Source organism: Microbispora sitophila (assembly GCF_014892245.1).
Classification (GTDB): Bacteria; Actinomycetota; Actinomycetes; order Streptosporangiales; family Streptosporangiaceae; genus Microbispora; species Microbispora siamensis.
The window spans coordinates 313,547-332,247 of the sequence record NZ_JADBGC010000010.1; the positions used below are offsets into that span (position 1 = coordinate 313,547).

19 protein-coding genes and 1 tRNA gene are annotated in these 18,701 nt (G+C 69.9%); 9 read left to right on the plus strand and 11 right to left on the minus strand.

Annotated features, from left to right (window positions below):
* Positions 1 to 111: 111 nt before the first annotated feature.
* The 4 genes from IL992_RS20715 to IL992_RS20730 are packed head-to-tail and all read left to right on the plus strand — an operon-like array spanning position 112 to position 2,932.
* Positions 112 to 633, plus strand: coding sequence for a DUF2231 domain-containing protein (locus tag IL992_RS20715; RefSeq protein ID WP_193204999.1), 522 nt, complete (start codon positions 112 to 114; stop codon positions 631 to 633).
* A 34-nt stretch (positions 634 to 667) separates the two neighbouring features.
* On the plus strand, positions 668 to 1,096 hold the full coding sequence (locus tag IL992_RS20720; protein WP_193205000.1) for a hypothetical protein: 429 nt from the start codon (positions 668 to 670) through the stop codon (positions 1,094 to 1,096).
* A 1-nt stretch (position 1,097) separates the two neighbouring features.
* The gene (gene folE, locus IL992_RS20725; RefSeq protein WP_193205001.1) at positions 1,098 to 1,697 is read left to right on the plus strand and encodes a GTP cyclohydrolase I FolE; all 600 of its coding nucleotides are present in this window, start codon (positions 1,098 to 1,100) and stop codon (positions 1,695 to 1,697) included.
* Between the two features lie 17 nt (positions 1,698 to 1,714).
* Positions 1,715 to 2,932 (plus strand): NAD(P)/FAD-dependent oxidoreductase, encoded by a 1,218-nt coding sequence (locus tag IL992_RS20730; protein WP_319018697.1) that lies wholly within the window; start codon positions 1,715 to 1,717, stop codon positions 2,930 to 2,932.
* A 156-nt stretch (positions 2,933 to 3,088) separates the two neighbouring features.
* Here IL992_RS20730 and cysN read toward each other — a convergent pair whose 3' ends face one another.
* The 4 genes from cysN to IL992_RS20750 are packed head-to-tail and all read right to left on the minus strand — an operon-like array spanning position 3,089 to position 7,450.
* Positions 3,089 to 4,351, minus strand: a complete 1,263-nt coding sequence (gene cysN / locus IL992_RS20735; RefSeq protein ID WP_193205002.1) for a sulfate adenylyltransferase subunit CysN — start codon at positions 4,349 to 4,351, stop codon at positions 3,089 to 3,091.
* Positions 4,351 to 5,265 (minus strand): sulfate adenylyltransferase subunit CysD, encoded by a 915-nt coding sequence (gene cysD, locus IL992_RS20740; protein WP_079320299.1) that lies wholly within the window; start codon positions 5,263 to 5,265, stop codon positions 4,351 to 4,353. Before cysD ends, cysN begins: the two co-directional genes overlap by 1 nt.
* A gap of 11 nt (positions 5,266 to 5,276) precedes the next feature.
* Positions 5,277 to 6,050, minus strand: coding sequence for a 3'(2'),5'-bisphosphate nucleotidase CysQ (locus tag IL992_RS20745; protein ID WP_319018698.1), 774 nt, complete (start codon positions 6,048 to 6,050; stop codon positions 5,277 to 5,279).
* A 2-nt stretch (positions 6,051 to 6,052) separates the two neighbouring features.
* A complete protein-coding gene (locus tag IL992_RS20750) occupies positions 6,053 to 7,450 on the minus strand; it encodes a sugar transferase (RefSeq protein WP_193205050.1) in 1,398 nt (465 codons plus the stop codon).
* A gap of 103 nt (positions 7,451 to 7,553) precedes the next feature.
* Here IL992_RS20750 and IL992_RS20755 point away from each other — a divergent pair, with 103 nt between their 5' ends.
* Positions 7,554 to 8,792, plus strand: a complete 1,239-nt coding sequence (locus IL992_RS20755) for a glycoside hydrolase 5 family protein (protein ID WP_193205003.1) — start codon at positions 7,554 to 7,556, stop codon at positions 8,790 to 8,792.
* 231 nt (positions 8,793 to 9,023) lie between these two features.
* A complete protein-coding gene (locus IL992_RS20760; protein ID WP_226873418.1) occupies positions 9,024 to 9,581 on the plus strand; it encodes an exonuclease in 558 nt (185 codons plus the stop codon).
* Here IL992_RS20760 and pth read toward each other — a convergent pair.
* Both pth and IL992_RS20770 read right to left on the minus strand, forming a co-directional pair.
* The gene (gene pth / locus IL992_RS20765) at positions 9,556 to 10,167 is read right to left on the minus strand and encodes an aminoacyl-tRNA hydrolase (RefSeq protein ID WP_193205004.1); all 612 of its coding nucleotides are present in this window, start codon (positions 10,165 to 10,167) and stop codon (positions 9,556 to 9,558) included. The two genes, IL992_RS20760 and pth, sit on opposite strands and share 26 nt — an antisense overlap.
* A gap of 81 nt (positions 10,168 to 10,248) precedes the next feature.
* Complete coding sequence (locus IL992_RS20770; RefSeq protein ID WP_193205005.1) at positions 10,249 to 10,845, minus strand: 50S ribosomal protein L25/general stress protein Ctc; 597 nt, start codon at positions 10,843 to 10,845, stop codon at positions 10,249 to 10,251.
* 295 nt (positions 10,846 to 11,140) lie between these two features.
* On the opposite strand from IL992_RS20770, the gene trpS reads away from it, so the two are divergent.
* On the plus strand, positions 11,141 to 12,229 hold the full coding sequence (gene trpS / locus IL992_RS20775) for a tryptophan--tRNA ligase (RefSeq protein WP_193205006.1): 1,089 nt from the start codon (positions 11,141 to 11,143) through the stop codon (positions 12,227 to 12,229).
* A gap of 54 nt (positions 12,230 to 12,283) precedes the next feature.
* On the opposite strand, the gene IL992_RS20780 is transcribed toward trpS, so the two are convergent.
* The 4 genes from IL992_RS20780 to IL992_RS46315 all read right to left on the minus strand — a co-directional run bounded on the left by IL992_RS20780 (position 12,284) and on the right by IL992_RS46315 (position 16,064).
* A complete protein-coding gene (locus IL992_RS20780) occupies positions 12,284 to 13,261 on the minus strand; it encodes a ribose-phosphate diphosphokinase (RefSeq protein ID WP_193205007.1) in 978 nt (325 codons plus the stop codon).
* 246 nt (positions 13,262 to 13,507) lie between these two features.
* Entirely contained in the window at positions 13,508 to 14,977 is a 1,470-nt protein-coding gene (gene glmU, locus IL992_RS20785) for a bifunctional UDP-N-acetylglucosamine diphosphorylase/glucosamine-1-phosphate N-acetyltransferase GlmU (protein ID WP_193205008.1), read from the minus strand.
* 181 nt (positions 14,978 to 15,158) lie between these two features.
* Positions 15,159 to 15,229: transfer RNA gene (locus tag IL992_RS20790), tRNA-Gln, on the minus strand.
* 607 nt (positions 15,230 to 15,836) lie between these two features.
* Complete coding sequence (locus IL992_RS46315) at positions 15,837 to 16,064, minus strand: hypothetical protein (RefSeq protein WP_226873419.1); 228 nt, start codon at positions 16,062 to 16,064, stop codon at positions 15,837 to 15,839.
* A gap of 353 nt (positions 16,065 to 16,417) precedes the next feature.
* Between IL992_RS46315 and IL992_RS20795 the strand changes: the two genes are divergently transcribed.
* Complete coding sequence (locus IL992_RS20795; RefSeq protein ID WP_226873420.1) at positions 16,418 to 16,975, plus strand: ester cyclase; 558 nt, start codon at positions 16,418 to 16,420, stop codon at positions 16,973 to 16,975.
* 139 nt (positions 16,976 to 17,114) lie between these two features.
* On the opposite strand, the gene IL992_RS20800 is transcribed toward IL992_RS20795, so the two are convergent.
* Complete coding sequence (locus IL992_RS20800) at positions 17,115 to 17,330, minus strand: hypothetical protein (protein ID WP_193205009.1); 216 nt, start codon at positions 17,328 to 17,330, stop codon at positions 17,115 to 17,117.
* Between the two features lie 288 nt (positions 17,331 to 17,618).
* Between IL992_RS20800 and IL992_RS20805 the strand changes: the two genes are divergently transcribed.
* A complete protein-coding gene (locus IL992_RS20805) occupies positions 17,619 to 18,557 on the plus strand; it encodes an acyl-CoA desaturase (RefSeq protein ID WP_193205010.1) in 939 nt (312 codons plus the stop codon).
* Positions 18,558 to 18,701 lie beyond the last annotated feature (144 nt).

Genomic DNA, 18,701 nt, shown 5'->3' on the forward strand with positions numbered 1-18,701 from the left:
CCGCCTCTGCGGTCGAAAACCATGGCCCCTTCGATGTACGCGAACACCTTGACCGTCAGGCCGAATAAGACCAACAATCATTGGCGTAATACGTCGCACGCGGAGGTCCCGATGACCGGTGAACTGCACGAGGCGAAACGACCGGTGAGCGCGGCGCTGGCCGGGCCGTACGGCCATCCGTTCCACCCGATGCTGGTCGCGGTGCCCATCGGAGCCTGGGTCGCGAGCATGGTCTTCGACCTGGCGTCCCGGTTCGCTCCCGGTCCGGGTTTCCTGGCCGAGGGCTCGAAGTGGCTGATCGCCATCGGCGTGCTCGGCGCGCTGGCCGCGGCGATGGCCGGGTTCCTCGACTTTTTCGCCATCCCGGCGGGCACCCCGGCGTTCCGCACGGGTCTGCTCCACATGGGGTTGAACCTCGTGATCACCGCCGCGTACGCCGCCGGCTTCCTGTGGCGCCAGGCCGGCACAGGGGCGAGCACGGCGGCGGGCGCGGTCGCGCTCGGCCCGCTGCTGCTCTCGGCGAGCAGCCTGGCGCTGCTCGTGGTCTCCGGTTACCTGGGCGGCAAGCTCGCCTACCGCTATGGCGTGCGGGTGGCCGACGAGGCCACCCAGGCCGCCGGTTTCCGGCGCTGACCCTCATCCCACCATCGCAGGAGGAGAACTCATCATGGGTATCGCGGCACTGGTCACATGGTTGCTCACCGCGGTGGGCGGCTTCGTGATGCTGGGTGTCTGGATCGCCAGAGGCGGCAGGCGTACCAGCCGTTTCTCACCAGGTCTGATCTTCGGTCACTTCGCGCTGGCCGCCGCCGGGTTGGTCGTGTGGATCGTGTTCCTGTTCGCCGGCACCGCCGCTCTGGCGTGGGTCGCGCTGGTCCTGCTGGTCCCGGTCGCGCTGCTGGGCTTCGCGATGTTCGCCCGGTGGATCCCCGCCTACCGCGCCCGTACGGCGGTGGCCGGCGGGCCCGGCGCCACCGGCACGGCGGGACCGCCCGAGCGGCACTTCCCGGTCGCGATCGTGGCCGGACACGGTCTGCTGGCGGTGGCCACCGTGGTGCTGGTGCTGCTGGCCGCGCTCGGCACGAGCGGCGGCTGAGATGCGTTCCGGTAGCGCCCTGCGGGTGATCGACGAGCCGCGCGACGGTGTGGACCTGGGCGCGGCAGAGCGGGCGGCCGGCGAGTTCCTGGCGGCGCTGGGCATCTCGACGGACTCCGAGAGCCTGCGGGAGACTCCGGGGCGGATGGCCCGGGCGTATGCCGAGCTGTTCACGCCACGCCCGTTCGATCTGACCACCTTCCCCAACGAGGAGGGCTACGACGAGCTCGTGCTGGCCCGGGCGATCCCGGTCCGCTCGGTCTGCGAGCATCACCTGCTGCCCTTCTCCGGAGTCGCCCATGTCGGCTACCTCCCCGGCGACCGCATCCTCGGACTGTCCAAGCTCGCCCGCGTCGTCGAGCACTTCGCCCGCCGGCCGCAGGTGCAGGAACGGCTCACCAAACAGGTGGCCGACTGGATCGCCGACCGGTTGCGACCCGCGGGGGTCGGCGTCGTGATCGAGGCCGAGCACACCTGCATGACCCTGCGGGGAGTACGGGCCGTCGGCTCGACCACCGTCACCTCGACGCTGCTGGGCGTCCTGCGGGAGGACGCCCGATCCCGTCAGGAGTTCTTCGCCCTCACCGGCACCCGCCGCTGAACAAGGAGACCATCGCCGTGACACAGCAGAGGTTCGTGATCGTCGGAGCCGGTCTGGCCGGCGCCAAAGCCGCCGAAGCCCTGCGCGAGCAGGGATTCGACGGGCGGATCACGCTGATCGGCGCCGAGCCGCACCGCCCCTATGAGCGGCCCCCGCTGTCGAAGGGCTACCTGACGGGCAAGACCGACCGGTCCGGCGTCTTCGTCCACCAGGAGGGCTGGTACGTCGACCACGACGTCGAGCTGCGGCTCGGCGTGGCCGCGATCGGCCTCGACCGCGGCGCTCACCGCGTCGAACTGGCCGACGGCAGCGGGATCGAATACGACAAATTGCTGCTGACCACCGGCGCCCGCCCGCGAAGGCCGCCGATCCCCGGCGCAGACGCACCCCACGTGCGCTACCTGCGCCGGATCGAGGACTGCGAGTCGCTCAAGGACGTCCTCGGGAGCGTGTCCCGGCTGGCGGTGATCGGAGCGGGCTGGATCGGGCTGGAGGTCACCGCCGCCGCCCGGCAGGCCGGCGTCAAGGTAACGGTGCTGGAGGCGGCGCGGCTGCCCCTGCTGCGCGTGCTCGGGCCCGAGGCCGCCCGGGTCTTCGCCGACCTGCACCGTGACCACGGTGTCGACCTCCGGCTCGGGGCCGCCGTCAGCGAGATCACGCCCTCAGGCGTACGTCTGGGCGACGGCGGCGAGATCACCGCCGACGCCGTCCTCGTCGGCGTCGGCGCCGAACCCGAGGTACGGCTCGCCCTGCAGGCAGGGCTGCACGTGGACGACGGCATCGTGGTGGACGCGACCCTGCGGACCGGCGACCCGGACATCGTCGCCGCAGGGGACGTCGCCAATGCCTACCACCCTCTGCTGGGCACGCACGTACGGGTCGAGCACTGGGCCAACGCGCTCAAACAGCCCGCGGTCGCCGCCGCCGCCATGCTGGGCCGGGACGCGGTCTACGAGGAGTTGCCCTACTTCTACACCGACCAGTACGACCTCGGCATGGAGTACGTCGGCCACGTCGAGCCCGGCGGCTACGACCAGGTCGTCTTCCGGGGCGACGTCGCGGCACGGGAGTTCATCGCCTTCTGGCTCAGAGGCGATCGCGTCCTGGCCGGCATGAATGTCAACGTCTGGGACGTGGTCGAGCCGATCAAGACGTTGATTCGCACCGGAACACCCGTCACGCCCCAAGCGCTGGCCGACCCCGGCCTGCCGCTGGATGTCCTCACCAGCCCGTAGAGCGACGTGGCCTGGCGGAAGCCCGACCTTGGTCAGACGTCCTGCCAGGCGGTATTCACTCGGGCCCCTAAGGGCGGGCACGGGCAGCGCAGATCACTGTCCCGTGCCTCGCCCCGCGGGCCGCCCGGACCTCTCAGGTCCTTCGGCATGCGCCGGTCAGCGCGCGTCGACGATCATCCCGGCGCCGACGGTGCCGTTGGTGGCCTCGTCGATCAGGATGAAGCCGCCGGTGAGGCGGTTACGGGCGTAGTCGTCCACGAACAACGGCTGGGTCGTCCGCAGCGACACCCGGCCGATCTCGTTCAGGCCGAGGGCGGTGGCCGACTCGTCCCGATGCAGGCTGTTGACGTCGAGCCGGTAGTGCAGGTCCCGCACGAGCGCCCGGGCCGTACGCGTGGTGTGCTTGATGATCAGCTTGGAGCGCGGCTGGAGCTTCAGGCCGTCGGCCATCCAGCAGATCATCGCGTCGATCTCCTGGGCGGTCTGCGGCTGGTTGTTCGGCCGGCAGATCATGTCGCCCCGGGAGATGTCGATGTCGTCGCCCAGGCGCAGCGTGACCGACATCGGCGCGAACGCCTCCTCCACCGGGCCGTCGAAGGTGTCGATCGCGGTGATCGTCGTGGTCAGGCCGGAGGGCAGGTGCAGCACCTCGTCGCCCGGCTTGAGCACGCCGCCCGCGACCTGCCCGGCGTATCCGCGGTAGTCGTGCAGCTCCTGGCTGGTCGCACTGTGCGGGCGGATGACGTACTGCACGGGGAAACGCACGTCGACCAGGTTGCGGTCGGAGGCGATGTGCACGTTCTCCAGGTGGTGCAGCAGCGAGGAGCCCTCATACCACGGCATGTTCTCCGAGCGGGAGACCACGTTGTCGCCGTGCAGCGCCGAGATCGGGATGAACGTGAGGTCGGTCGCGTTCAGCTTGCTGGCGAACGACGTGAACTCCTCGCGGATCTCCTCGAACCGGGCCTCGGAGTAGTCGACGAGGTCCATCTTGTTGACCGCCAGCACCAGGTGCGGCACCCGCAGCAGCGTGGTCAGGAAGGCGTGCCGCCGCGACTGCTCCAGCACGCCCTTGCGCGCGTCGATCAGGATGATCGCCAGGTCGGCGGTGGAGGCGCCGGTGACCATGTTTCGGGTGTACTGGATGTGCCCGGGGGTGTCGGCGATGATGAACTTCCGCTTGGGCGTGGCGAAGTAGCGGTAGGCCACGTCGATCGTGATGCCCTGCTCGCGCTCTGCCCGCAGGCCGTCGGTGAGCAACGACAGGTCGGTGTACTCCGTGCCCCGGTCGCGGGAGGTGCGCTCGACCGCCTCGAGCTGGTCCTCGAAGATCGCCTTGGAGTCGAACAGCAGCCGCCCGATCAGCGTCGACTTGCCGTCGTCGACGCTGCCCGCCGTCGCGAAACGAAGGATGTCCATCAGAAGTAGCCTTCCTTCTTGCGATCTTCCATGGCGGCCTCTGAGGCCCGGTCGTCGGCGCGGGTGGCGCCGCGCTCGGTGATCCGGGTCACGGCGATCTCCTCGATGATCTGCTCGACCGTGGTGGCGGTGGAGGCGACGGCGCCGGTGCAGGTCATGTCGCCGACCGTGCGGTAGCGGACGACCGCGTCGAACGCCGGCTCGTCGTCGCCCCGCTGGACCACCTCGGCGTCGGCCAGCAGCATGCCGTCCCGCTCGAAGACCCGGCGCGAGTGGGCGAAGTAGATCGACGGGATCTCGATGCCCTCCCGCCGGATGTAGTGCCACACGTCCAGCTCGGTCCAGTTCGACAGCGGGAACACGCGGATGTGCTCACCCCTGCTGATCTTGGTGTTGTAGAGGTTCCACAGCTCGGGACGCTGGTTCTTCGGGTCCCACTGGCCGAACTCGTCGCGGAAGGAGAACACCCGCTCCTTGGCCCGGGCCTTCTCCTCGTCGCGCCGGGCCCCGCCGAACACCGCGTCGAACTCGTGCTCCTCGATGGCGTCCAGCAGCGTCGTGGTCTGCAGCCGGTTGCGGGAGGCCCGCCGTCCGGTCTGCTCGACCACCCGCCCGGCGTCGATGGACGCCTGGACCGACGCGACCACCAGCCGCGCGCCCAGCTCGGCGACCCGCCGGTCGCGGAACTCGATGACCTCGGGGAAGTTGTGCCCGGTGTCGACGTGCATCAGGGGGAAGGGGATCGGCGCCGGCCAGAAGGCCTTCTCGGCGACCCGCAGCATGACGATGGAGTCCTTGCCGCCGGAGAAGAGCAGACAGGGGCGCTCGAACTCGGCCGCGACCTCACGCATGATGTGGATCGCCTCGGCCTCGAGCACGTCGAGCTGCGACGTGGTGTAGTCACGCTGAAGCATGGGGACTTCCTTCACGGAGTCTGGCGATGCAGGTCACGGATTCCGGCGAGCAACGTTGGCGCCAGATCCGGTAGGGAGACCAGGATATCCGGCAGCGAAGGGTCCCCCTGGTTGTAGGTCAGGGGTGAGCCGTCGATCCTGCTCGCGTGGGCACCCGCCGCGACCGCCACCGCGACCGGCGCGGCCGAGTCCCACTCGTACTGGCCCCCGGCGTGCACGTACGCCTCGACCTCTCCGGTGAGGACCGCGGCGATCTTGGCACCGGCCGAGCCGATGGGGACGAGTTCCCCGCCGAGGCGGGCGGCCAGCTCACGGACGAACTCGGGCGGCCGGGTGCGGCTGACCGCGATGCGGAACGGCTCGCGCACCTTCTCCGGCAGCTCGGGCGGCGCCGCCGTCGTGAGCGTACGACCCTGGGCGGGCAGGGCGACCGCTCCGGCGGTGAGGGAACCGCGTTCCCACAGGGCCACGTGGACGGCCCAGTCGGCGCGGCCCTGCTCGGAGAACTCGCGGGTGCCGTCGAGCGGGTCGACGATCCACACGCGCTCGGCCGACAGCCGCCGGGGATCCATCCGCTCCTCGCGGGTCGCCTCCTCCGACAGCACGGCGTCGTCCGGACGCAGCCGACTCAGGGCGTCCATGAGGAACTCGTGGGACGCGCGGTCCCCCGCGTCCTTCAACGCCCGGCCGTCCTCGAAGCCGAGACGGGCGCGCAGCTCCAGGAGCCGCTCCCCCGCCTCCGTCGCCAGCTCCCCGGCGAGGGAATGGTCGTCCCGCATCCTCATTCTCAGTACGCTCCCGCCCCGCGTGCGACCGCAGACCACGTCTTCCATAAGATCTGCAGATCCAGCATGAGAGACCAGTTCTCGACATAACGCAGGTCCAACCGTACCGATTCCTCCCAGGAGAGGTCAGACCGGCCGTTGACCTGCCAGAGCCCGGTCAACCCGGGCCGGACCACGAGCCTGCGGCGCACGTCGTCGCCATACCGTGCGACCTCCTCCGGCAGCGGCGGGCGCGGCCCGACGAGCGACATGTCGCCCCGCAGCACGTTGATGAGCTGCGGCAGCTCGTCGAGCGAGTAACGCCGCAGCGCGGCGCCGAGCGGGGTCACCCGCGGATCCCTGCGCACCTTGAACAGCACGCCGTCGGCGTCGCTGACCAGCTCGATCTTGCGGGCCTCCGCGTCCCGCCGCATCGTGCGGAACTTGAGGATCGTGAACTCCACGCCGTCCCTGCCGACCCGCCGCTGGCGGAACAGGGCGGGCCCCGGACTGGTCGCCCGTACGGCCACGGCGACGGCGGCCAGCAGCGGGGCCAGCACGACCAGCGCCGCAGCGGCGACCAGCCGGTCGAACACGTCCTTGACCAGCCGGCGCCCTCCCGCCAGCTCGGGATGCTCCACGTGCAGCAGCGGGAGCCCGGCGACGGGTCTGATCGCGATCCGCGGGCCGGCCACCTCCATCAGCGCGGGCGCCACCACCAGGTCGGTGCGCGTCCGCTCCAGCCGCCAGGCCAGCCTGCGCAGCGCCGTGCCGTCGAGCTCGGGGCAGGCGAGCACCGCCACCGTGTCCGCCCGGACCTGCTCGACCACCAGCGGCACGTCGGTGAAGTCGCCGAGCACCGGCACGTCCACCACCCGGCCCGCGGCGCGGGCGGGCACGCAGGCGGCCACCACCTCCATCCCGTGGTAGCGCTCCCTGCGGAAGGTGCCGACCAGCTCGGCGATCGCCGCCCGGTGGCCCACCGCCACGACCCTGCGCATGCAGCCCTCGCCCCTGGCCCGCCTGCGGTGCAGCCGCTGCCGCAGGCCATACCTGGCCCCGAGGGTGAGCACGGTGGCGAGCGGCAGCGCGATCAGCACGTAGCCGCGGGCGATCTCGGTCTTCGACGCGTACGCCGCGATCGCGACACCCGCGATCACCGTGAAGCCGCCCCGCGCGACCCGGCGGAACTCCTCGGCCCCCACGCCGATCAGGCGCGGCTCGTACGCCCGGCTCAGGACCAGGGTCACCGCCCAGACGGCGGGCAGCGCGGCGCTCGCCATCACATACGGCATCACGTACGGAGTGACCTCGCCGAACCGGATCACCACGGCGGTGACCCCCGCGAGAAGGGCGCTCACGATGTCGCAGAGGGCCGCGACGAGCCGATACCGGACGGCCCACGCGGGCGGTCGCGGCATCGGATGGGCGGGCGAGTCCCGGGAGGTGCCCACAGCGACCGAGGACGTGTCGCCGTCCAGCACTGTCGCCCCCTGCGATTCTCCGACTACCGACCGTGCTGGAATGCTAGCCGCCCGCACCGACATCTCAGGGAGATTTCAATCAGCTTCCCGGCAGTGTGACTCGCTGCCCGGCCCGAGGGCCCGTCGGGTCGCCGCCTGCCGCACGCCCAGGTGGGGCCAACGACAGCGGTTCCATGGACCGCGAGGTCGTGAACGGCGTCTACGACCGGGCGCAGTTGAACGGCCTGAGGGTGATTCGCGTCACCGTTCGAAGGAGATCGGTGAGAATGACGGCACCTCCCACGATTACTTCCAGTACTGGGACGGGACCAAACCCGCTTACAACGACGGAGAAGACGGCCTCCGGCAGCTCGACTACGTGCTCGCGAGGGCCGCGGCATCCGGGATCAGGCTGATCATCCCGCTCGTCACCAACTGGCGCGGCAACGGCGGCATGGACCAGTACGTCCGCTGGGCCGGCGGGCAGTACCACGACGACTTCTACACGAACCCGGTGATCAAGGGCTGGTACAAGGACTGGATCACCCATCTGCTCAACCGGGTCAACACGCTGACCGGCGTCGCCTACAAGGACGACCCCACGATCATGGCCTGGGAACTTGCCAACGCACCCCGGTGTAAGGGAGGCGACGATTCCTACCCCACCTCATCGGGGTGCACCGCGGCGACCATCACGGCCTGGGCGGACGAGATGTCCCAGTACGTCAAGTCGGTGGATGGCAATCATCTGCTGAGCGTGGGTGACGAGGGCTTCTATTGCACCGACCCTGGCGGCCCGGACTGGACGAACAACTGCAGTCAGGGCGTGGACACCCTCGCCCTGGCGAGGCTGCCGGAGATCGACCTGATGTCCCCGCAGCTCTTCGCGGACAAGTGGGGCAAAGACGCCGCCTGGGGTACGAGCTGGATCACCCAGCACCTCGCCGACGGCCGCGAAATCGGCAAGCCGGTGGTGCTCAGCGCGTTCGGCCTGCCGAACAAGGCCGTGCGCAACCCCGTGTACCGGGACTGGACGGACGCGTTCAGAACCGGCGGCGGCGCGGGCTTCGCCTTCTGGCAGATCAACGAGGAGATCTCCGGCCAGACCCTCCCCGACCTCGACGGCTACACCGTCGACTGCCCCGGCCCGGTCTGCCGGACGATCACAAACGCCGGCATGCTGATGAACCGCCGCGCACCGGAACTCATCGATCCGGTCGCCGACGACGACACGGCCGTCACGGCCGCGAGGACGATGAATCCCGGCACCTTCTACATCGACAACATCCGTGCCGAGTGACGGCCTGACATGCGGTGCGGGCAGGGCTGCGGCTCCCTGCCCGCACCTGGGCTGGTGCGTGCGGAGTACATTGCCAACCGGAAACGTCCCGACTAGCGTCCGGGCGCAGAGGAGGGAAGCCATTCCTCCCGGCCGTGAACGGCCGGGATTCCTGGCTGGAGATTATTGAAAGCCGAAACGTACATATCGGTTGATGTAGAGGCGGACGGCCCGATTCCGGGACCGTACTCGATGGTCAGCTTCGGCATGACCGTGGCCGGCCGGATGACCGGGCGGCGGTTCGAGCGGACCGACCCGGAGTCCCTGACGTTCTACGCGGAGTTACGTCCGATCAGCGACGACTACGTGCCGGAGGCGCTGGCGGTGAGCGGCCTCGACCGGGCGACGCTGCTGCGTGAGGGACGCGACCCGGCCGAGGCGATGACGGCGGCGGCGGCCTGGGTGCGCGAGGTGTGCGGCGACGACCTGCCGGTGCTCGCGGCCTTCCCGCTGTCGTACGACTGGATGTGGATGTACTGGTACTTCCTCCGCTTCACCGGTCAGTCGCCCTTCGGCCACTCCCGGTGCATCGACATCAAGACGCTGTACGCCGCCAAGGCCGTGGTGCCGGTGGCCTGGGCGACCAAACGTCAGATGCCGCGCGAGGTTCGGTCGCGGCGCCCGCACACCCACAACGCGCTCGACGACGCCGTCGAGCAGGCGGAGTTGCTGCAGAACCTCATGCTCTGGCCGGGCGCCACTCGCGAACGCGACGCGAGCGACGTCAGCGGGGCGGCTTCGCCGGATTGAGGTCGGCGGCGTGGAAGCGGTTCTGCGTGGCCTCCAGACCGGCGGTCATCAGCGACTCCACCATGTCGGCCGCCCGGTCCACGAGGAACGGCAGGTCCTTGCGCTCGGCCGTGGCGAAGTCGCGCAGCACGAACGTCGCCGGGTCCATGCGGCCCGGCGGGCGGCCGATGCCGAACCTGATCCGCGGGTAGTCACGCGTGCCGAGCGACTTCGTGATCGACTTCAGGCCGTTGTGGCCGTTGTCCCCGCCGCCGGTCTTGGCGCGCAACGCGCCGTACGGGATGTCCAGCTCGTCGTGGACCACGATCACCCGGTCGGGGGTGACCTTGTAGAAGTCGGCCAGCGCCTTCACCGGGCCGCCCGACAGGTTCATGAACGACAGCGGCTTGGCCAGTACGACCGGGAGCCCGGCCAGGCGGCCCTCGACCACCTCGGCCCGTGATTTGTGTGCCTTGAACCGCCCGCCCACCCGGGCCGCCAGCTCGTCGAGCACCATGAAGCCCGCGTTGTGCCGGTTCCCGGCGTACTCCGGCCCGGGGTTGCCCAGGCCCGCCACCAGCCACCGCTGCGCGGACGTGTCGGACATCGCTGTCTCCTCCGCTGTCTGTCCCACATGGAAGAGTCCTCCACAGGACACCCTGTGGAGGACTCTCTCACGAACGAAGTCCTACTCGGCGGCCTCGGCGCTCTCGCCCTCGGCGGCCTCGCCCTCCTCGGGCAGCTCGGCGGCGGGCGCGCCGATCACCTGCAGCACCAGGGCCTCGGGGTCGCCGGCGAGCGTGGTGCCGTTCGGCAGCTTCAGGTCGCTCGCGTGCACCGCGAAGCCGGCGTCCTTGCCGTCCACGTCCACCTCGACGCCGGTCGGAATGTGGGTCGCCTCGGTCTCGACCGAGATCGTGACGAGCTGCTGCTCGACGATGGAGCTGCCGATCGTGTCGCCGGTGACGGTGACCGGGATCTCGACGGTGACCTTCTCGCCGCGCTTGACCAGCAGCAGGTCGACGTGCTCGAGGAAGCCCTTGATCGGGTCGCGCTGGACGCCCTTGGGCAGCGCGATCTCGTCCACGCCCTCGCCCTGCAGGCGGATAAGCACGTTCGGCGTGCGCAGCGCGAGCAGCAGTTCGTGGCCGGGGAGGGTCAGGTGCTTGGGCTCGGTGCCGTGGCCGTACAGGACGGCGGGGACCTTGTTCGCCCGGCGGATCTTGCGGGCGGCGCCCTTGCCGAACTCGTTGCGAAGCTCGGCGGCGATACGTACTTCGGACACGGCACATCTCCTAGGGATGACTCGACCGGTGGATTGACGCGCTCACCCTCACCCGCCCTAGCGGAAGGCGTTACGAGCGCAACCCCACCACTCTACCGTCTTGCCCGCAGTCCCTCGGTGGCCGTTACACTGGCCGCGTGATTCGTACGCTGTGTCAGGGCTGGTGGCGCTCCACGTAGGAGCGGCCATCTCACACGCGTACGACCGGGCCGTTCGGATGGACGGCCCTTTTTCGTGCTCCCTTGACGAGGGGTCGCCGTCGGAACGGCGGACCACCTGCCAAGGGAGAGACCACATGAGCACGACCCTCGACACCACTACGTCCGACGACCTCGGCGTGCCCGCCGCGCGACGGCGCAGCGCCGAACTGGAGAGATCGATCCGGGAGCAGCCGGGAAGGTTCCGCGCGCTGACCGGGGACCGCCCGACCGGCCGGCTGCACCTGGGGCACTACTTCGGCACCCTGCACAACCGCGTCCGCCTGCAGGACCTGGGCGTGGACATGATGGTGCTCGTCGCGGACTACCAGGTCCTGACCGACCGCGACGTGGCCGACCGGCTCACGGAGCACGTGGAGGACCTGGTGCTCGACTACCTGGCCGCCGGCATCGACCCCGACCGGGCCACGATCTTCACGCACAGCGCGATTCCCGCGCTCAACCAGTTGCTCCTGCCGTTCCTCAGCCTGGTCTCGGTCTCCGAGCTGGGCCGCAACCCCACGGTCAAGGACGAGATCGCCCACTCGAGTCAGTCGGCGGTCAGCGGGCTGATGTTTACCTATCCGGTCCACCAGGCCGCCGACATCCTGTTCTGCAAGGCCGGCCTCGTGCCTGTCGGTCAGGACCAGCTGCCCCATCTCGAGGTCGCCCGCACCGTCGCGCGCCGCTTCAACAACCGCTACGGCACCCCGTCGAACCCCGTGTTCCCCGAGCCCGAGGCTCTGCTGTCCGCGGCCCCGCTGCTGCTCGGCACCGACGGAGGCAAGATGAGCAAGAGCCGGGGCAACGCCATCGCCCTGGCCGCGACCGCCGACGAGACCGCCCGGATGATCCGCGGCGCCAAGACCGACGCGGACCGCCACATCACGTACGACCCGGTGGCCCGGCCCGAGGTCTCCAGCCTGGTCCTCCTGGCCGCGCTGTGCCTCGACCGGGACCCGCACGAGGTGGCCGAGGAGATCGGCGGCCGGGGAGCGGCCGCGCTGAAGGCCGTCGTCACCGACGCGATCAACGACTACTTCGCGCCCATCCGGGCGCGGCGCGCCGAGCTGGCCGGGGACCGCGCCCACATTCGCGGGGTGCTCCGCGAGGGCAACGAACGCGCCACCGCGATCGCCGACGCGACGCTCAGGGAGGTGCGCGCGGCGATGAACTCTCTCTACTGACTGCAGAGAAGGGCCCCCGGACGGCCGTCCAGGCCGGACCGGGGGCCCGAGAAGTCAGCTGTCGCCCTCGAAGAGGCTGGTGACGGAGCCGTCGGTGAAGACCTGCTCGATGGCCCGGGCGATCAGCGGGGCGATCGACAGGACCGTGAGGCTGTCGAACCTCTTCTCCTCCGGGATGGGCAGCGTGTTGGTCACGACCACCTCGGAGATGCGGGAGTTCTTCAGCCGGTCCACGGCCGGGTCGGAGAAGATGGCGTGCGTGGCGGCCACGACGACGTCGGTCGCGCCGTGCTCGTACAGCGCGTCGGCCGCCTTGCAGATCGAGCCGCCCGTGTCGATCATGTCGTCGATCAGCACACAGGTCCTGCCGCGCACCTTGCCGACCACCTCGTGCACCTTCACCTGGTTGGCCACGTCGAGGTCGCGCCGCTTGTGGATGAACGCCACCGGCGTGCCCAGGCTGTCGGACCAGCGCTCGGCCAGCCGTACGCGGCCGGTGTCGGGAGAGACGATCGTGGTGCTCTCCGGGTCGAGCTTGCCGCGCAGGTAGTTGATCAGGACCGGCAGGGCGAACAGGTGGTCCACCGGACCGTCGAAGAAGCCCTGGATCTGCGAGGTGTGCAGGTCGATGGACATCATCCGGTCGGCGCCCGCCTGCTTGAACAGGTCGGCCATCAGCCTGGCGGTGATCGGCTCGCGGCCGCGGCCCTTCTTGTCCTGGCGGCTGTAGCCGTAGAACGGCATGATCACGGTGACCCGTTTGGCGGAGGCCCGCTTGAGGGCGTCCACCATGATCAACTGCTCCATGATCCACTGGTTGATCGGCGCGGTGTGACTCTGCATGACGAAGGCGTCGCAGCCGCGCACGGACTCCAGGTATCGCACGTAGATCTCGCCGTTGGCGAAGTCACGCAGCGCCGTCGGCGTGATCTCGACGCCGAGGGCGTTCGCGACCTCGTCGGCCAGTTCGGGGTGGGACCGGCCGGAGAAGAACATCAGGTTCCGCTCACCGGTCGTCTTCTTGCCGCTCATGCCGCGCTCCTCGCGTGTCGAGCCTGTTCGCCGTACCGGGCCTGGTTCTGGGGCCGGGCCGGCCATAACGCCGTGCTCTCGTCTCGCCCGGGGCCCGCAAACCCCTTCGCCCGGTCGATGTGGTCGGTCACGGTGTCCTCCTGGCCTGGCCCTTCGGCGCTACGCGGTCAGACCGCGCCTCGTACTCTTACCTGTCCCCGTACGGCCCGCGGGGAGGCGGGCCGCAGGTGGTCCTAATCGCCGGCCCTACTCACCGGCAGGGTCCCCGCCGTTCGCCGCGGCCGCGTCGCGGGCTTCGATCGCCCGCTGGGCCGCCTCCGCCGACTTGGTGCCGGCGCGGCGGCGCGTCACCCAGCCCTCGACGTTGCGCTGTTTGCCGCGGGCGACCGCCATCGCCCCGGGCGGCACGTCGGACGTGATCACGGATCCGGCGGCCGTGTACGCTCCGTCGCCGATCGTGACCGGGGCGATGAGCATGTTGTCGCTGCCCACGCGCACGTGGTCGCCCACGACCGTGTGGTGCTTGGAGACGCCGTCGTAGTTGACGAAGACGCAGGCGGCACCGATGTTCGAGCCGACTCCGATGGTCGCGTCGCCGACGTACGTCAGGTGCGGGACCTTGGAGCCCTCGCCGATCCGCGCGTTCTTGGTCTCGACGAACGCGCCGATCTTGCCCTTGGCGTGGAGCACGGTGCCGGGGCGCAGGTAGGCGAAGGGGCCCACGGCGGCGCCGGGACCGATCTCCGCGCCGTCGGCGACGGTGTTGCGCACGACGGCCTCCTCGCCGACGACCGTGTCGGTCAGCGTGCTGCCCGGACCGACCTCCGCTCCGGCGGCGATCCTCGTGGCGCCCTTGAGCTGGGTGCCGGGATGGATCACGGCGTCGGGCTCCATCTCGACCCCGGCGTCGACCCACGTGCTGGCCGGGTCGACGACGGTCACCCCGGCGCGCATGTGCGCCTGCAGGATGCGGTCGTTGAGCACGCGCCGGACGAAGGCGAGCTGGACGCGGTCGTTGACGCCCTCCACCTCGGCGTGGTCGGCGGCCACGTGCGCGCCCACCCGGTGGCCGTCCTCGCGGAGGATGGCCAGCACGTCGGTCAGGTACTCCTCGCCCTGGGCGTTGGCGGCGCCGATCCGCTTCAGGCCGTCGGCCAGGAGCGCGCCGTCGAAGGCGTACACGCCCGAGTTCATCTCGGCGATCGCGCGCTGCTCGGGCGTCGCGTCCTTCTCCTCGACGATCTCCAGCACCGCGCCGTCCTCGGCGCGCACGATCCGGCCATAGCCGGTCGGGTCGGGGACGACGGCGGTCAGCACCGTGACGGCGTTGCCGTCGGCGGCGTGCCGTTCGAGCAGGGCCGCCAGGGTCTCGGTGCGCAGCAGCGGCGTGTCGCCGTACGTCACCAGGACGGTGCCGTCGATCGGGCCCTCGGCCTCGAGCGCGGTGCGCACGGCGTGGCCGGTGCCGTTCTGCTTGTCCTGGACGACCGTACGGGCGTCCGCGGCGGTCGTCGCGAGATGGGCGCCGACCTGCTCGCGCGCATGCCCGATGACCACGATCAGCCGCTCGGGCGACAGGCCGCGCGCGGCGACGAGCATGTGGTCGACGAGCGCTCGGCCGCAGACCTCGTGGAGGACTTTGGGGGTTTTCGATTTCATCCGGGTGCCCTCGCCGGCGGCGAGGACGATCACGGCTGCCGGGCGCGGCACACTCACGGACTGAGGCTCCCTCGGCGTCGCGGCTTACTACACGGATCGTGCCTGTACGGATCGGGTGCGGCTGCCACGCGTCCAGTACCCAGGAACCGCACGGTCACCCGCTCGACAAGGTGAGCTTACCTGCCGTACCCCGGGAGGGAACCAGCCCCCCTGGGGCTGGAACGGCTGGATGAAGGGGCTCCCGGGGGAGGATTCGAACCTCCGTTGACAGAACCAAAATCTGTAGTCTTGCCCCTAGACGACCCGGGAAAGGCACAACGTGCCGTTTTGCCGGATTCCGGCAGCCGCCGGAATCCGCACTCAGGATACAGAGCCGCCCCCCTGGCGCGCGCCCCCAAAATTCAGCGCATCGTCGGCCCCACCTCGACACCGCCCACCGGCCGGCCCGCGGGCCGGAGCCGGACTCCCGCCGCCGCAGACCCCAGGGACTGGCCGGGCGCCTGACTGGCCGAACGGCTCGGTGTCTCGCACCGCGCGATCCGCGACATCGACCGGCTGGCGAACTCGGCTCTGTCGTGCACGGCCTGCGGGCACGCCCGGCTACCGGCTCGGCGCCGGACTCCCACCGCTGCTTGGTACGCGCTTAGTTATAGGGTATTACGAGGGTTACTTGCTGTTGCTCCAGCGCTTAGCTATAACTATAACTACACGCCAGCCGCTCGCTGGCGAGGGACTGGACGGAGGTCTGTCATGAACGCTGAAGCAATGGTCGAGGTCGTGCTACCGGGCGCGGTTAAGCCGGAGGGGCTTCAGATGCGAGAGGGAGCCGGTCCGCCGCCGGTCCGGGCCAGGTCGTGATCCGCATGGAGGCGACCGGTGTCTCCTTCACCGAGCAGCAGATGCGCCGGGGCCGCTACTACGACCAGCCGCCCTTCCCGTCCGTCCCCGCTACGACCTGGTCGGCATCGTCATCTCGGCGGGGGACGGCGTTGCCGCCGGCCTGGCCGGCAGCCGGGTGACCGCGCTGCTCAAGGTCGGCGGCTGGGCCGGTCACGTGGTCGTGGACGCCATCGACCCGGTCCCGGTCCCGTCCACTCACCCGCGTCGCCGAGGCGATGCGGCCGGCCGAGCCCAGGACCGTCAACGGGATAGTCGCTCTGCACCCCTGGCCTCGCTCCTCGGCGGCCAGTGCACCACCCTGCGCCCTCTCGCCAGCCGAGAACCTCCCCCTTCGTCCGCACCACCCCGAACGCGTCACCACGGCGCGAAGACTTCCAGGAAACGTCAGCGGCCCAGACACCGCGCAGCGCGGGTTTCGCCATGGCGGCCCAGCTGCCGAGCAGCGTCAGCCTCGAAGGCGACGACTACAGCGTGTTCCTGCTCTCGCAGTGCGTGCGCGACGCACCAGCCGCTACCTGACCACGCACGCCCTCCCTGCCCCCGCACCACCTGCATCGACTCACACCCCTTTCGCCCCACCGACATAGAGGAATCACCATGACCACCTACCGGATGCGACTTATCGTCCCCGCGGCCATGGCCGCCCTGGCCGTCGGTGCCACGACAGCCGCCGCTCACACATCGACCGCCACCTCAGCCGAACACGCGGTCACGTCACAGGACCACCAGAGCACCGCCAAAAACCCGAAGGCGATGCTCGACGCCTGGCTCCGCCTCTGGAACGGCGACTTCACTCAGGCACCGCGCATCATTTCTTCGGACTTCAAGGTCCACGCCGCCCTCCTCGACGGAGGTGACGGCAGCACCATCCGAGGCACAGACGGTCTGGTGGCCTGGATCGCCCAGACCCGCGCAGCCTTCCCCGACCTGCACTTCTCCCTGCAGATCGATCCTCTGGTCGCCGGGCACCATGCCTCGGTGCGCTGGACGGCCACCGGCACCTACGCCGGCGGCTTCCCCGGAGCGAAGGCCGAACCCGGCACCGTCGTCACCTTCACCGGCACCGACACCCTGCGGATACGGGACGGCAAGTTCGTGGAGTACTGGCTCAACTCCGACACCCTCCAACTCCTCACCCAGCTCCGCGCACTGTAAGCTCCCCGGCCCCGCCGCCCTCGCCGACCACACGGCCGACGAGAGCGGCGGGCCGCGTAGGTGGTGACCTCGTGCTCGTTTCGGCCGCCGATATTTGCCTGGCCACCGGGCGCGGTCGGTTGTCCTACCCGCGCACTGCCTATCGGTTCAAGACCGCCTCGGCAGAGCTCGACCCGCACAGGCAGGGCTGGACGCTGCAGCAGGTGCGCCACAGCATCTGGCCGAAGCCGGCCGTGCCGCGCCTGAAGTATGGGTCGCGCGGCTCGGCGTCCCGTTCGAGGTGCACGAACCGCCCGAACTCGTCGAGCGCATCCGCCCGCTCGGCGCCCGCCTCATCGACGCGGCCCGGCGTCACCCGCACGCCTGACAAGCCCGAGCATGGCCGGAACTACGGCGAATCCGGATGTTACCGAGAGGGCATTGCGGGCAGGTCGCCGTCGACGTGGCGCGTCTGCGGCGCGCCCCCGGAAGTGAGCACGAGGCATTACCAGATGGCCGACCGTTGGTGCAAGGCATGGATTCGCCACCAGATGTGGCCCCGAGCGTCACCTTCCACACATTCGCTCTTAGGTATTCCTAACTTACGATGGCGTAGGTTACGGTTGCGTAGCCAGACAATCTTCCCCATTTCGTGAGGTAGCCCATGACCGTCCTGACCGAACGTCCCTCACCACAGCCGAAGCCGGAGTTCGAGCCGGAAGGCAAGAGCAAAGCCGATCTGGTCGTCTTCGCACTCGTCGTCGGTCTTCCGATCCTCGCGGTCATCGCCGCGGTGCCGTTCGCCTGGGGATGGGGCCTGGGCTGGACGGACGTCGCGATCGCCGCCGTGTTCTACGCCGTATCCGGCTTGGGGGTCACGGTCGGGTTCCACCGCTATTTCACCCACGGCTCGTTCAAGGCCAACCGGCCTCTGAAGATCGCCCTCGGGATCGCCGGCAGCCTCTCGCTGGAGATGTCGGTGCTGGACTGGGTCGCCGCCCACCGCAAGCACCACAAGTTCTCCGACAAGGAGGGCGACCCGCACTCGCCGTGGCGGTTCGGGCCCGGCTTCAAGTCCATGTGCAAGGGCCTGCTGTACGCGCACGTGGGCTGGCTCTTCGAGGTCGAGCGCGTCAACCGCGCCAAGTACGCCCCGGACCTGCTGAAGGACCCGGACATCATGAAGCTGCACCGGTGGTTCCCGACGATGGCGATCACCTCCCTGCTGCTCCCGCCGGTCCTGGGCGGCCTCATCACCTGGTCGTGGCAGGGCGCGCTGACCGCCTTCTTCTGGGGCACGCTGATGCGGATCGGGCTGCTGCACCACGTGACCTGGTCGATCAACTCCATCTGCCACGTGTTCGGCGAGGAGGTGTTCGAGTCGCGCGACAAGTCCCGCAACGTCTGGTGGCTGGCCATCCCGTCGTTCGGCGAGTCGTGGCACAACCTGCACCACTCCGACCCCACCTGCGCCCGGCACGGCGCGCTCAAGGGCCAGATCGACCTCAGCGCGGGCCTGATCCGCTGGTTCGAGAAGGCCGGCTGGGCTTACGACGTGCGGTGGCCGACCCCGGAGCGGCTGGCGGCGAAGCGACTTGCCTGACGACTCAGTCAGCGCTGACGGCAGGGCCGCTCTACGGAACGCGGCGGCCCTGTCCCTCACACCGACGTCCCCCCTATCGGCGCCCTCTTCTCCGGCGGCGCCCGCCACATCCGCCCTTCCGGCACCCGCCGGCACCGGCACTCG

Coding starts and splice junctions, on each gene's coding strand:
- IL992_RS20715 (WP_193204999.1), top strand. CDS start 112: ATGACCGGTGAACTGCACGAGGCGAAACGACCGGTGAGCGCGGCGCTG.
- IL992_RS20720 (WP_193205000.1), top strand. CDS start 668: ATGGGTATCGCGGCACTGGTCACATGGTTGCTCACCGCGGTGGGCGGC.
- folE (WP_193205001.1), top strand. CDS start 1,098: ATGCGTTCCGGTAGCGCCCTGCGGGTGATCGACGAGCCGCGCGACGGT.
- cysN (WP_193205002.1), bottom strand. CDS start 4,351: ATGGACATCCTTCGTTTCGCGACGGCGGGCAGCGTCGACGACGGCAAG.
- cysD (WP_079320299.1), bottom strand. CDS start 5,265: ATGCTTCAGCGTGACTACACCACGTCGCAGCTCGACGTGCTCGAGGCC.
- IL992_RS20745 (WP_319018698.1), bottom strand. CDS start 6,050: ATGAGGATGCGGGACGACCATTCCCTCGCCGGGGAGCTGGCGACGGAG.
- IL992_RS20750 (WP_193205050.1), bottom strand. CDS start 7,450: ATGCCGCGACCGCCCGCGTGGGCCGTCCGGTATCGGCTCGTCGCGGCC.
- IL992_RS20755 (WP_193205003.1), top strand. CDS start 7,554: ATGCTAGCCGCCCGCACCGACATCTCAGGGAGATTTCAATCAGCTTCC.
- IL992_RS20760 (WP_226873418.1), top strand. CDS start 9,024: ATGGTCAGCTTCGGCATGACCGTGGCCGGCCGGATGACCGGGCGGCGG.
- pth (WP_193205004.1), bottom strand. CDS start 10,167: ATGTCCGACACGTCCGCGCAGCGGTGGCTGGTGGCGGGCCTGGGCAAC.
- trpS (WP_193205006.1), top strand. CDS start 11,141: ATGAGCACGACCCTCGACACCACTACGTCCGACGACCTCGGCGTGCCC.
- IL992_RS20780 (WP_193205007.1), bottom strand. CDS start 13,261: ATGAGCGGCAAGAAGACGACCGGTGAGCGGAACCTGATGTTCTTCTCC.
- IL992_RS20795 (WP_226873420.1), top strand. CDS start 16,418: ATGACCACCTACCGGATGCGACTTATCGTCCCCGCGGCCATGGCCGCC.
- IL992_RS20805 (WP_193205010.1), top strand. CDS start 17,619: ATGACCGTCCTGACCGAACGTCCCTCACCACAGCCGAAGCCGGAGTTC.